This is a genomic window from Piscirickettsia salmonis LF-89 = ATCC VR-1361 (genome assembly GCF_000297215.2).
In the GTDB taxonomy this organism is placed as follows: Bacteria; Pseudomonadota; Gammaproteobacteria; order Piscirickettsiales; family Piscirickettsiaceae; genus Piscirickettsia; species Piscirickettsia salmonis.
This window is the reverse complement of sequence record NZ_AMFF02000076.1, coordinates 1-12,867: the sequence shown is the minus strand read 5'-3', so window position 1 is coordinate 12,867 and position 12,867 is coordinate 1. Positions and strand designations below refer to the sequence as shown.

Genomic DNA, 12,867 nt, shown 5'->3' with positions numbered 1-12,867 from the left:
TTGTGTTAATAGGTATCCCTTCATCAATCATTTTTAGTGCTCGAATTCTTAAGTCATAACTGTAAGGAGAAGGCATCGTTTTTCCTTATTGTATTTTTCAACCTACTGATATTATGTCAGAAACTGTTAATCCAGCGCTATATCACAGAACCAGCAGATACCACGTGAAAATGTAATATTAATCGACAATAATAAAAGCCATATAAAATCAGCACGAAACGCAGGCTTTCAAACCGTTGATGTAGATACCAATTGGAGCCACAATCCGGACTATGGCAGCGATTCTACTCATGGTAAGCAATATATTCAAAACTTAGAGACAATAGTAAACAAGCAAACTCTTTTTCTAAAAGCCAAAGAATCACTCCAACAGATCCATACATCAGCTGCAAAACAATTACTATTTTCAAAATGTGATACCCTACAAGAACTCTGTTTTGCCGCTGCAATTCGCCAAAAAAGTGGCTTTTTTCACCAAGCAAATCAGACAACGACAACAATCAAACTAGCGGCATTCTTAAATCAACCCGAGAATCATTTGCTTAAACTACAACTCTGCCCACAAGGTGAAAAAGTGCGCGTAAGAGATATCCGTCATTATGCTTTATATGGCCATCAAGAAGATTACAAACGTAGTAACAGCACATATTTCTTAAATATGCAAGACAGTAAAAATGAAAGCTTCTTCTCACACAAGAGTAATGATAATCCCAAAGAGCCGATGTTGCTATTTAAAGAGCCAACATTGCTGTTTAATAATCATGCTGGGTATTATTTATCGTATCACGAACTTGATGCCGCTATCGAAGCAAGTACTATACTAAACTAAATAATATTGCGCATATAAACTAGCATAACGCTTATTGGCCTGTAGCAATTGAGCTTCAGTGCCACACTCAATCAACTGACCATTTTCCATCACGGCAATTTTATCCATACCTTGCACATCAGTTAAACGGTGAGTAATCAATAATACAGTACGGCCTGCCATTAACGTCATTAAACTTTTCATAAATTCATCAGCCGTCAGCGGATCTAAACCCTCGGTTGGCTCATCCAGCAATACAATTGGATGATCTGCTAACAACGCCCGTGCAACAGCAATTCGGCGAATTTGGCCACCAGAAAAACGCGAACCATGCTCACCTACCCAGGTATCTAAACCTTCAGGCAGCTGCTGCACAACATCAAATAACTGCACTGTTTTTAGTGCTTGATTTAACTCTTCATCAGAGGCGGTAGACTTTGCCAATAATAAATTATCACGCACACTCATATTAAATAAATAACTACGTTGTGAAACTGCCCCCATTAAGCGTCTTAAAGTCGGCTCACTGAAGTCTTTAAGATTATGGTCACCGACTTTAATCATTCCAGAATCTGGATCAAACACTCGAGTTAATAACTGAATTAATGTTGTTTTGCCCGCACCTGTTGAACCGACAATTGCAACTTTTTCACCTTGATGTATACATAAATTAAAGTTGTTAAAAATAGTCTCACGCCCAGGATAAGCAAAATTAACCTGATCAAACTCTATAGAATAATTTCCAGAAGAATCTAGTGATTTATTAGTATTAATACCATCTTGAGTAAATAAAACCGCAGGTTGTTGTTCAGCTAAATTTAACAATCGGCTAATCGCCTTACCTGTACGCCCAAGGTATTGAAATGCCAAAGGCAAAGGTATAATCACCTCAAATGCGGCAAGCACAGCAAAGGCAATCAGCGCTAAATTCACACCGTTTAATTGCTGAGCTAACACCAACTGGACACCTAAATATAGGACCAACCATAAAGCCAACCCTGTAAACAACAAAATCAAAGCTTGTGAAAGTGCATCTATCTGATTCATTCGTGCTTGCAAGCGCAATAATCTACCTTGCCTAGTTTGCAATTGAGCGAAAGCACGGCGCTCACGGCCAAAGCTTAATAACTCCATCAATCCTTGGGTACTATCAATACAATGAATGCGCAATTGCGCCAGCTCTGTAACTAGGCTACCTCCTGTCGCATAGCCTAAACGCAGCGCTAACAATGGCACACAAAAACCACTTAAGACCATCAATAAAAAAACGCACCAAGCAATTTCTATACTAAAAAAGTGTAAGAAAAATAATAAAATAATAGAAAGCAATACAGCGATTAAAAAAGGCCCAACAACTCGTAAATACGCCTCATCGAGCGTGTCAATATCACTGATTATGCGTGAAAGCAAATCACCACTACGTGACTTTAATAAGCCGGCTGGGGCCAGTGGCTCTATTTTTTGATAAAACCACACCCTAAGCGTCGTCAAAATCCGCAACGTTGCCTCATGAGTCACGACACGCTCACCATAACGTCCTAAAATCCGTATTAGTGAAAAGGCACGCACCGCCCCACCGGGTAAATAATAATTAAAAGCCAACGCCGTTGCCATAGCCAGGCCAGCACCTGCAGACGCTGAAATCAACCAACCAGACAGCGCTAATAATCCAACCCCAGCAATGACTGTCAGCAAGCCGAGCAATAAGCCTAAGCTCATTGAACGCCAATGAGCTACAACGGGTTGAAGAAACGGTGTCAACTGACTTATTTTTCTGCGTATCTGTTTACTCATATTGTTGCCATACGATAAAAGTGAGATTTTCGCTTCATTAATGCTGCAAAACTGCCATGCTCTAAGCACTGCCCTTGATCCAAAACATAAATCGCATCTACTTCTCTTACTTGAGCTAGCCGGTGTGTTAAGTGAATGACTGTCCGTCCCCTTGCAAGGTCAGTGAGTGCAGCAAGTACGCGTTGCTCACTTTCACTATCCAAACTTGCCATCGGCTCATCCAATAATAAAATAGGGCTATCTTTTAAATAAGCACGTGCTAAGGCTATACGCTGAATCTGTCCACCGGATAATCCCATTCCAAACTCACCTAGTCGAGTATGCAAACCCTGAGGCAAAGCATGAACAAATTCATCAACAAATGCTGACTGTGCCGCAGCTAAAACCTCCTGGTCCGTCGCATCCGGCCGTGCTAAGCGAATATTATCCAAAACACTGCCATGAAATAAGCGCGGGTTTTGTCCAACCCAACTTAACTGCTTACGCCAAGCCTGTGTATTCAAGGATGATAGGTTCTGACCATTGACCAATATATGGCCTGCTGTCGGCTGAATAAAACCAAGCAATAACTGTAATAGAGTCGTCTTGCCAGCACCGCTCGCACCAACAATCGCCGTATGTGTATATGCAGCAAACTGCATATTAACCGCATCTAAAACCAATGGCGTCTCTTCACTATTACGGTCATACTGAAAAGAAACATTATTAAATTCAATATTAAATTTTTTATTGCCCTGACTTAGCTGAATATCCAGTGCTTGCCCAGCTTTAACATTAAGCGCTTGTGGCTTTAAGGCAAAAACTTTCATTAATTCTTCAGCAGCAGCAATCGCCTTGCTGCGAGCATGATAATGCGTACCTAAAGTGCGTAGCGGCGCATAAAACTCTGGTGCTAATAATAAAATAAACACAGCAATTTCAAGGGTCATACCATGAGCAGGAATGCCAATATATTGTAATAAGCTTACCCCTAGATAAATAGCAACCAGAGCAATCGCACCTGAGGCAAACAACTCAAGCACACCCGAGGACATAAATGCAATCTTTAATACACTCATAGTCCGTGAACGATATTCTTCGGAAGCGACTCTGACTTTTTCTACTTGCGCTTTACTTTGATTAAACAATTTTAATGTGCTTAAACCCTGCAAAATATCAAGAAACTGTGCACTCATGCGCGCTAATGTCTGCAAATGCTTCTGATGAGTACTGCTCGCTCCCATACCCACCAAAGCCATAAATAACGGAATCAGTGGCGCTGTGATTAAAAAAATCAGCCCGGCTAACCAACTCTTGGGAAAGATGACTATTAAGATCATCAAGGGTACAAGAACAGCCACATACATCTGTGGCAAATAATCTTGATAGAAGTCCTGTAATGCCTCAACCTGTTCTATCAACGCGGTGCCTAATGCACCGGCAGGCAGGCCATGCCTAGGCCCTAAATCTAACACATGTTGAAACAGTCGCTCACGTAAGACGGTTCTAATTTTGGCTCCTATCATAAAACTGGCGCGACGCTGACCATAAAGTAATACTGCACGTGAGGCAGTCAAAGCCAAAATCGCCCAAAGATAGGGTAATAATTTACTAAAATCTAAATGATATATAAAAGCGCCAGCAATAACATGGGCAATACAATAGGCTTGTAAGATCAGTAAAAAAGCACCTAGCAAGGCAAAACCAACCGTGACCAACAAGGCCAATCGCGATCGCTTGGCATAGTGCATTAGCCAACGAGAGGGTTTTAACGGCTTGATTGCTTGTCGACTCATACGGGGCCTTATCTCTATAAAAATCAAAATACATGCCTTTTAACAAGTATCAGCATTGTACCCCGATGGTTCTAAGGCGCAAGTTTGCTAATTTTACCCTGTGGTAGTGACCTATTTAGCCGCCCACCAAGGCGGGAAAAACAGCAATTAGATTAGATTAGATTAGAAAAGTAGCGTCTTACCTTCTCCAATATTAAATGCCTTTAATTTGAAGTCGCTTCAAACTTCAAAAAACCGTTGGTATTTAGGGGCTTTCATGAATATGAATATCTTTAATTAAACACATCCTTTGACAAACTTTATTTTTCCTAGACCTTAAAAACCATACCTACAAAACAATACCAGGCTATGTGTTTAGTCCCACAACTGAAGATGCTGCTCAATTTTAGGTAGCCAATCTGCAAAATCAGTAAATGCATGACCTCCTGCAACAGAGACATAACAACTTTCACTAGCAAATAAAGCAAGCGCATCACGATAATCCAGTACTTCATCATCTTTTGTTAATAACACTAAATAACGTTTACTTTCTTTAACTTCAGGGCAAATATAATCAAAGCTTTGTATCACTTCCTTTTCTGTGACTATTATTTTTTTGCTATTATAGGGATTAATATGTGTACCCACCATTCCCTGTTGGTACTTTTTAGGGTTAATCAGTGGATTTACTAAAACCGCGGGGCATTGGTAATATTCAGCTAAATACAGCGCATAAAAACCACCTAACGAGCTACCAATCAATACCAGCTCATTACCATCACCACCACAAAGCGCTAATAACTGTGCTATTGCCAGTTCTGGCGCCAGTGCTAATCGGGGTAACATCACCTCTGTTTTGCCTTGAAAGTAATCTTTTACTAATTGCGCTTTAACACTTTCTGGTCCACTATTAAAGCCATGAATATAACAAATACGTCGCATACCAAACTCCTTAAGCCGCTGTGATCATAGCACAAAAACCCCCTGGCCCTTTGCCTATTGAAAATACGATGTATAATAACGTGTAATATTAAAGAACAAAGATATTAAAAAACAGGCAAAAAGAATGAATTTAGCAAGCGCGCGAACCAACATGATTAAACAACAGCTACGTACTTGGGACGTCCTTGATGACGCGGTACTTCAGCTTATAGAATCAGTGGCTCGAGAGCAGTTTGTCCCCAGTCAATACCACAATCTCGCCTATGCTGATGTGAGCATCCCTCTTGCCAATGGGCAAATGATGCTTTCACCTAAAATCGAAGGCCATATTTTACAAGCCGTACAAATCAAACACACTGATAATGTCCTTGAAGTTGGCACTGGCACAGGCTACCTTACGACATTGATCGCTAAACAGGCTAAATATGTAACAAGCGTTGATATTGATGTACAAATGATCAAGCTCGCTGATAGCCATCTCAAAAAATTACTGATCAGTAATGTCAGCTTTGAGCAAGGCTATGCTGAACAAGACTGGCCTAGTGAAGAGAACTATGATGTGATTATTCTTAGCGGCTCAGTTCCTAATGTCCCAGAAAAGCTCAAAAATCGCCTGAGCATCGGCGGTCGATTATTTGCAATAATCGGCACAACAGCGGCAATGGTAGCAACATTAATGACGAGAGCCTCAAGAGAACAATTTATTAGCAAACCACTTTTTGATACGCATGTTAAAGCACTTGCTCAAGAGCAAGCGACAGACCCATTTGTTTTTTAATGATGATAAAGAAGGAAAATAACAGCATGTGCAAAACTATTTGCACGGGCGCACTCCTAATCAGCGCCCTAATCGCCATGAATGCTTTTGCAGCAGATGCAGCAGTAACAACAAAAACAGACACTCAAGCCTCAAACTTAGATAAAAAATCAGATAAGAAGCCAGCCCAGCATTCAGCTCCAGATAAGGATAAGAGTAAGGCCCAGCAACCACAGAGCCTTGCTGTTGATTTAATCACCGCCTATCAGCAAGCACTGCAGAAAGACCCAACACTCAAAGCAGCGGCTGCAACTTATCAAGCACAACAGCAACTCACACCCATTGCCCGTGCAGGATTACTACCTCAAATTGTTGGTACAGCGAATACACAAGGCAACCGCCAAAGTCCTAGTGCACCTGAGCGTTACAACTCACATGGTTTTAGCCTCACCTTAACGCAATCTATTTTTAGTTATAGTAACTGGAAAACACTCGCTCAAAGCTACCCACAAGTCGCAGGTGCTGCCGCAGATTATGAAAGTGCAAAACAAAGCTTGATTTTACGAGTTGCTCAAACTTATCTGGATATCCTACAAGCTGAAGATGAATTAAAAGCCGCCCAAGCAAATGAAGATGCGCTTGCAGAAACCCTTAAGCAATCACAACAACGCTTTAATGTTGGCTTGGTTGCCATTACCGATGTGCAAACCACACGTGCAAGCTATGAATCCGCCATTGCAACCCGCGTACAGGCAGAAAACACCGTTGCTAACAACCAAGAGGCCCTTGCTGAAATCACCGGTGTTATTCAAAAGAATATCATACCAATGCGCTATGATATTCCGCTGACCAAGCCGATGCCCAATAATATCGACAATTGGGTTGCAGCCGCACTTAAAGGCAACCCAGCACTCGCTAGTGCACGTTACGATCAAGACGCAGGAAATGATGCTGTTGGCATTGCGGCAGGCGCCTTTATTCCCACTCTCGACGGCACAGCAACTTATACACGCGCAGCTTCAAATGCCAGTGCAGCAGGTGCACAAAGCAACTTAGCTCAAAGTGGCCAGCTCTCTGCGACCTGGAATCTCTTTCAAGGTGGCACAGACTACGCAACCTATAAGCAAGCCAGTTACACCGCCAAAGCAACAGCAAGTAATTATGTCAACACTGAACGCAGTACCACCACAAAAACACGCCAAGACTTTCTCAGTGTTATTGCTGGCATTGGTACAGTAAACGCCTATAAACAAGCGGTGATTTCTAGTGAAAGCTCATTAAAGTCATTTCAAGCCGGCTATGCAGTAGGCACAGAAACGATTGTTAATGTCCTTGATGCACAGAAAAAGCTCTTTGATAGCCGTTCATCTTATGCCCAGCAAAAATATCAATATATTATTGATACATTAAACTTAAAAGCGGATACCGGTTCACTAGCTATCGATGACTTAAAAAAAATTAACAGCTGGTTACAAGTGAAAAAATCATAAACTCTCTTTTATTATCATGCTGTGTACTACTACAGATAGTGCCGAGATAGCATAATATATAGAAGACAATGACACTCGAAAACTAAGGGGAGAATAATGAAAACACCTGTTCGTGTTGCAGTCACAGGCGCTGCTGGCCAAATTGGTTATGCACTACTGTTCCGTATTGCTTCAGGCGAAATGTTAGGTAAAGACCAACCGGTCATCTTACAGTTACTTGAGCTACCACAAGCACTCAAAGCCGTGGAAGGTGTCGTGATGGAGCTACGTGATTGTGCATTTCCAGCATTGCATGATATCACCGTTTCATCTGACCCAAATGTTGCCTTTAAAGATGCTAATTATGCACTGCTCGTTGGCGCTCGCCCACGCAGTAAAGGCATGGAGCGTGCTGACCTGCTCGAAGCCAATGCAGCCATCTTCTCAGCACAAGGCCAAGCCCTCAATGATCACGCCAACCCCAATGTCAAGGTCCTCATCGTTGGCAACCCGGCGAACACCAATGCGTTAATCACCCAGAAAAATGCACCGAATCTCAACCCACGTAATATTCATGCAATGATGCGCTTAGACCATAACCGCGCCCTATCGCAAATTTCTGAAAAAGTTGGTGTATCAACCACAGCGATTAAAAAAATGACCATCTGGGGCAACCACTCCGCCATGCAATACCCAGATATTTTTGAAGCCACCGTTGATAACAAGCCCTTGGGTGACCAAGTAGATCAACACTGGATCGAAAATGATTTTATCCCAACCGTACAAAAGCGTGGTGCAGCCATCATTGAGGCACGTGGTTTATCCAGTGCAGCTAGTGCGGCGAATGCTGCCATTGACCATATCCATGACTGGGTTGCCGGCACTGAAGGCGATGACTGGGTTAGCATGGGCGTAGTATCCGATGGCTCTTATGGCACACCGAAAGGTCTGATTTATGGCTTTCCCTGCCGCTGCAAGAATGGTGATTATGAAATCGTTCAAGGCCTAAAGTGGAGTGACTTTAGCAAAAAACGCATTGAAGCTGTCACCCAAGAGCTCCTTGAAGAACGTGCGGCTGTTGAGCACTTATTCTAGTTATAACCCTGTTAAAATAATTTTCAATTAGTGAGTATAATTATACATACTCGCTAATTGTTAAACCCAGCCTAAGCCTGGCAACCTGCCTATTAAAAATATGACTACGATCTATTTTATTTAAAACTAAACACCCATGACTAAAGATATGTCTTTTTATAATAAACATGTTCAGATCATAACAGAGAAAACATGTTATAGCGGCTTTTTACCGATAAAAAAATACCAACTCAACCACGCTATTTTTAATGGCACCACACTAAAATCAGTAGAACGAGAGGTCATGGTGCGTCGTAATGCGGTTGCTGCAATCGTCTATGATCCGCATGAAAAATTAGTAGTACTGCTCGAGCAGTTTAGAGCCGGTGCAATTAATGATGCTCAAACACCTTGGCTACTTGAAATTATTGCAGGGTTGATTGAAGCTGGAGAAAACAATGAAGATGTTGCCAGACGAGAAATTCATGAAGAAGCTGGACTGACTAACATCAAAAACTTACACCTTGTTCAATCGTTCTATACGAGCCCTGGCAGCAGCAGTGAACACGTTTATTTATTTGCAGCCACCGCCAAACTAAAAGGCCAAGCTAAAGAAGCAATTTATGGCTTAGATAGTGAACAAGAAGATATTAAGCGCCACATTATTTCTTTTAATGATTGCTTTAAATTATTACAGCAAGGTGCTATTCGTAACTCCATTGCAATTATTGCAGTCCAATGGCTACAACAACAAGTCTATCTCAATAGGTTATAATTAATTTTCACAAAAATTGATTATTTTCCTGTAGCAAATGATTTGCCACAGGAAATAACTAGAAATACGAATTAAATAATTTCTTCAGCTTCAACGCTCACAGCAGCTTTTAAGGCTTTTGAAGGCTTAAATACAGGCACTGTCGCTGCTGGAATCTCAATTTCTTCACCTGTGCGCGGATTACGACCAACACGTGCAGCACGTTGCTTCATTTCAAACTTGCCAAATCCTTTTAAATCAACACTATCTCCTTCTTTTAAGCCACCTTCAATACTTTCAAGCATGATATCAACAAGACGGCCAGCTGCTTTTTTACTGATATCTGCTTTTTTACTAATTACTTCAACAAGTTCAGTTTTTCCCATATGATCCTCTCCTTTTAAAACTAGATTATTACCCACTCTTCCCTCAAAAGGCAATAAGCAATAAAAGTAATAATCAGTTCAATCTTTTATAATTTGTATTTTTTCTGGTTTTTCAGCCTGAAAGTGATGATAAACACGGTCAATACCAATGAATAAAAGACCTGCCAATAATGCACTTAACAACAATGAGCACCTAAAAAATAATCGCATAATACTCTAACTAAATTTAATTATAAGATGGCCACAGTTTATTATAAGCAATATTAATATGATCTTGACTTGAGCTATTTAATTTACTCAAGAACCTTAATCCTGTCTTCTCCTCTATCACTTTGACCGTTGTTAAATATAAGCCTATCTTACGCGGTGCAACTTTCTTATTAGGCACCCAAAAAGCCAGTGCTTTTTCCTGTTTTGGCGCATAAATAATTTTAAAAAACCCTGTGGGTACAAAAATACCATTGCCTATTTTTTTAAGGTGGTCACCATCAATCGTCGGCCCCGTGTAGACATACACTTCACCATAACGATTCGTCCAATTACGCACATCTTTTTCTAATTTTCGCCATGCTAAACGGCTTAGCTGCTTATTCTGCGGACTGGTGTTTGACAGCAAAAAAGACTGTTTTAACGATAGTTTATTAAAATCCATCGAAGCTTGCGGTGCAAACTGCACATAACTATAACCAGATTTTGAGTAATCTTTGAGAATTACGCGAAAAGAACTAGGAACATCATCATCAGCATAAAAAGCTTCTTTTTGTAAAAAAGCGTGTGAAACAGATGATCGAGTCAAACGATAAGCAACCCAACGTGGCTGCTTGGTCGCATAATTATAGCCAACAACATAGCCTTCTCGACAAAGATATTGATCAACCCCGCCAGGATTGCCATACTTTAGAAATTGCTGACAGCTCGCTTTCTCATTCGCATAAGTGGTAACTGTCACTCCAATGGCACATAGAAATAACATCGTCCGTTTTATCTTCATAATGGCCTCCCCTGCCTATTGCACTTCACTTAAATAGTATTATGAAAGCACAGCACTAGCCAATTTTATAACACTCATTAGCAACTTAACTAAATTAACTAATAATCAATGCAATTTACTCTTCATTAACATCACCATCATCAAATATCATGTATATTACCATGTATCTTAATAAGATCATGAATGACGACTAATGAGAAGAGGAGAGGATTGTGCGTATATCATTCCAAGGGCGGATTTTCAACTATCACTCAAAGGTTCGAGTTTTCACAAAAAAGGAGCTCCTTGTTTTTCGCGATGAACAGGACCAGCTTCAATTTCCTCTGCAAATAGGCCTTGTCTATGCTCAAAAAGACATCATTCGCTATATTAAAAGCTGTTATCGTCGCGGCTTTAAACGCCTAAACTTAAATCATTATCTTTGCCAAATCCCCGCTTAAAAAATAAAGCCTGGCTAACTTAACTAGTCAGGCTTTAATTAACGCAAACCTAGGTGTCTTAGTATCACAGATATAAGTGGTATTTACGCTGAAATTTTTTTTCTAACCCTTTATCATACTCTTTTACTTGCGATAATATAATTTTTGTCGGTATACTTTCATCAAGATAAACAGAAAGCGATACAGAAATAGCATGTACTGGCATCAACATAGCAAACAAAACCAATAAAAAAATCACTTTAAACATAAATTAGCCACTTTACGAAAATTCATGAAAACTTTACTGTTCATATATTTTAAAGTATAGCTTGCTATCTTTCATAACATGCTAACCTTAACAAGATCATTCACCTGCCTCTGGTTACAATTTTTAATAATTATAAATCAATGCAGTGACACAGCCACTATTTTTAGTACGTAGCATAATATTCCAATATATGCACAGATATAAATAATTAATTTAAAATGATACATTAAAGTCTCAACAGTATATTTTCACAGCATAAGGATATGAACATGACACTAAAAAAAATAACAATCACAGCTGTATTTTTCACCTTCAAGCCAATTGCTTCTAGTATATATACAGTCGATAAACCTTAACTCTAAACATCAAATAAGCTTTAGCGCATCATTGTGAAAGCTTCAGTGTAAAAATACATATTTTAAAACAGGAGAGAAATGTGCCTAATATTAAAATCCCAGAACAAGAGAGAATTCAGCGCGTGTGTGATAAACTAAATCGCTTAGCAAGCGTTGCAAGTAAAATTACTTTAAAACAAAAGTCTGATCTGGATAAACTACTACTATCTATTCCACACAATGACTTTACCTCAATATTATCTACTATCAAGCAGATTTGGCCTGAGCCAAACATTGAACACCCAAGACTGAAAATTTACTTTTTGAAAAGATTTATCGCCAAGATGGTAGACGATTTCGCTACTCTAAAGAAATATGGTCACCCTATAGATAAGCACAGCAGTACTGATGAGCACTTTTACTCTGAGCTAATCAAGTTGTTTGAAAGTATTGAACACGTCCTGAATGATGAACACCGTTATTACTATAATGGAGCCGATATCGTAATCACCCCATTGCTTGAAAAAAAGGCCCCAGAAGTCATTTGGGAGGTAGCTACATTGATTAAAGATCATGTAATGGGAAAAGAAGGGGACTTAGTTATTCCAGCAACAGACTTAGACTCAATAACTCTAAAAAAAGGTTGGGCGCCATAATGATATGACCCCAATATTCTGATCAACCATCCCACACATTTTTAATTGAAACTTTTCATAGTTATAATACATCCGCAAAACGAGTGGCCTCACGATTGTAAGCAACCCATAGTTCAGTAGCGAACTTTTCACCCATTAATTTAAAAAAATGAGAGACAAAACCACAGAAACTCCACTTTAGGCTTGGCATAAAAATGAGGATGTTACCTCTCCTACAAAACAAACAACCAATTCGGACGACCAAAATCACAAATTATTGAAAAAAAGTTTTTGACGTTACTGTTAAATCAGAATTCTCATTTCCTGCATTAAAAAATTTGTCTACTCCCTGATGAATTTTATCTTTCACGCCTTCCAGCCAAATTTCTTTATGTTCAAAATCCTTATAACCCACACAAAAATCACTCATAACTTTTGTTATAGTCAAGATAGTTGTTTGACAACGTAAGCGTCGCTACCT

The 12,867-nt window shown here is 39.9% G+C and carries 15 protein-coding genes; 7 read left to right on the top strand and 8 right to left on the bottom strand.

Features of this window, described 5'->3' with window-relative positions:
• Positions 1 to 574: 574 nt before the first annotated feature.
• Positions 575 to 829 carry a hypothetical protein gene (locus C200_RS14540; RefSeq protein ID WP_016210548.1) on the top strand — a complete coding sequence of 85 codons (255 nt, stop codon included), beginning with the start codon at positions 575 to 577 and terminating at the stop codon, positions 827 to 829.
• On the opposite strand, the gene cydC is transcribed toward C200_RS14540, so the two are convergent.
• The 3 genes from cydC to C200_RS08015 form a co-directional block, all read right to left on the bottom strand.
• On the bottom strand, positions 821 to 2,602 hold the full coding sequence (gene cydC / locus C200_RS08025; RefSeq protein ID WP_032126546.1) for a thiol reductant ABC exporter subunit CydC: 1,782 nt from the start codon (positions 2,600 to 2,602) through the stop codon (positions 821 to 823). The two genes, C200_RS14540 and cydC, sit on opposite strands and share 9 nt — an antisense overlap.
• Entirely contained in the window at positions 2,599 to 4,377 is a 1,779-nt protein-coding gene (gene cydD / locus C200_RS08020; RefSeq protein WP_051307331.1) for a thiol reductant ABC exporter subunit CydD, read from the bottom strand. Before cydD ends, cydC begins: the two co-directional genes overlap by 4 nt.
• Positions 4,378 to 4,731: 354 nt before the next feature.
• Positions 4,732 to 5,298 carry a YqiA/YcfP family alpha/beta fold hydrolase gene (locus C200_RS08015; RefSeq protein ID WP_016210552.1) on the bottom strand — a complete coding sequence of 189 codons (567 nt, stop codon included), beginning with the start codon at positions 5,296 to 5,298 and terminating at the stop codon, positions 4,732 to 4,734.
• A 124-nt stretch (positions 5,299 to 5,422) separates the two neighbouring features.
• On the opposite strand from C200_RS08015, the gene C200_RS08010 reads away from it, so the two are divergent.
• From C200_RS08010 to C200_RS07995, 4 genes are all read left to right on the top strand, one after another.
• A complete protein-coding gene (locus C200_RS08010) occupies positions 5,423 to 6,076 on the top strand; it encodes a protein-L-isoaspartate O-methyltransferase family protein (protein ID WP_016210553.1) in 654 nt (217 codons plus the stop codon).
• Between the two features lie 26 nt (positions 6,077 to 6,102).
• Positions 6,103 to 7,545: a TolC family outer membrane protein gene (locus tag C200_RS08005; RefSeq protein ID WP_032126547.1), complete on the top strand. Its 1,443-nt coding sequence runs from the start codon at positions 6,103 to 6,105 to the stop codon at positions 7,543 to 7,545.
• Between the two features lie 96 nt (positions 7,546 to 7,641).
• Entirely contained in the window at positions 7,642 to 8,619 is a 978-nt protein-coding gene (locus C200_RS08000) for a malate dehydrogenase (protein ID WP_016210545.1), read from the top strand.
• A gap of 136 nt (positions 8,620 to 8,755) precedes the next feature.
• Positions 8,756 to 9,373 (top strand): NUDIX domain-containing protein, encoded by a 618-nt coding sequence (locus tag C200_RS07995; RefSeq protein WP_016210554.1) that lies wholly within the window; start codon positions 8,756 to 8,758, stop codon positions 9,371 to 9,373.
• A gap of 71 nt (positions 9,374 to 9,444) precedes the next feature.
• Here C200_RS07995 and C200_RS07990 read toward each other — a convergent pair whose 3' ends face one another.
• Together C200_RS07990 and C200_RS07985 are read right to left on the bottom strand one after the other, a co-directional pair.
• Positions 9,445 to 9,738, bottom strand: coding sequence for an HU family DNA-binding protein (locus tag C200_RS07990; RefSeq protein WP_026063577.1), 294 nt, complete (start codon positions 9,736 to 9,738; stop codon positions 9,445 to 9,447).
• Positions 9,739 to 9,964: 226 nt separating this feature from the next.
• Positions 9,965 to 10,729: a DNA/RNA non-specific endonuclease gene (locus C200_RS07985; RefSeq protein ID WP_016210546.1), complete on the bottom strand. Its 765-nt coding sequence runs from the start codon at positions 10,727 to 10,729 to the stop codon at positions 9,965 to 9,967.
• Positions 10,730 to 10,941: 212 nt separating this feature from the next.
• On the opposite strand from C200_RS07985, the gene C200_RS07980 reads away from it, so the two are divergent.
• Positions 10,942 to 11,169, top strand: a complete 228-nt coding sequence (locus C200_RS07980) for a hypothetical protein (protein WP_016210541.1) — start codon at positions 10,942 to 10,944, stop codon at positions 11,167 to 11,169.
• A gap of 64 nt (positions 11,170 to 11,233) precedes the next feature.
• Here C200_RS07980 and C200_RS07975 read toward each other — a convergent pair whose 3' ends face one another.
• Positions 11,234 to 11,416 (bottom strand): hypothetical protein, encoded by a 183-nt coding sequence (locus tag C200_RS07975; protein WP_016210551.1) that lies wholly within the window; start codon positions 11,414 to 11,416, stop codon positions 11,234 to 11,236.
• Positions 11,417 to 11,852: 436 nt separating this feature from the next.
• Here C200_RS07975 and C200_RS07970 point away from each other — a divergent pair, with 436 nt between their 5' ends.
• Positions 11,853 to 12,407 carry a hypothetical protein gene (locus C200_RS07970; RefSeq protein WP_016210555.1) on the top strand — a complete coding sequence of 185 codons (555 nt, stop codon included), beginning with the start codon at positions 11,853 to 11,855 and terminating at the stop codon, positions 12,405 to 12,407.
• A 61-nt stretch (positions 12,408 to 12,468) separates the two neighbouring features.
• On the opposite strand, the gene C200_RS16530 is transcribed toward C200_RS07970, so the two are convergent.
• Entirely contained in the window at positions 12,469 to 12,597 is a 129-nt protein-coding gene (locus C200_RS16530) for a hypothetical protein (RefSeq protein WP_268988185.1), read from the bottom strand.
• A 63-nt stretch (positions 12,598 to 12,660) separates the two neighbouring features.
• Positions 12,661 to 12,834 carry a hypothetical protein gene (locus C200_RS15425; protein ID WP_162034432.1) on the bottom strand — a complete coding sequence of 58 codons (174 nt, stop codon included), beginning with the start codon at positions 12,832 to 12,834 and terminating at the stop codon, positions 12,661 to 12,663.
• Positions 12,835 to 12,867: the final 33 nt, after the last annotated feature.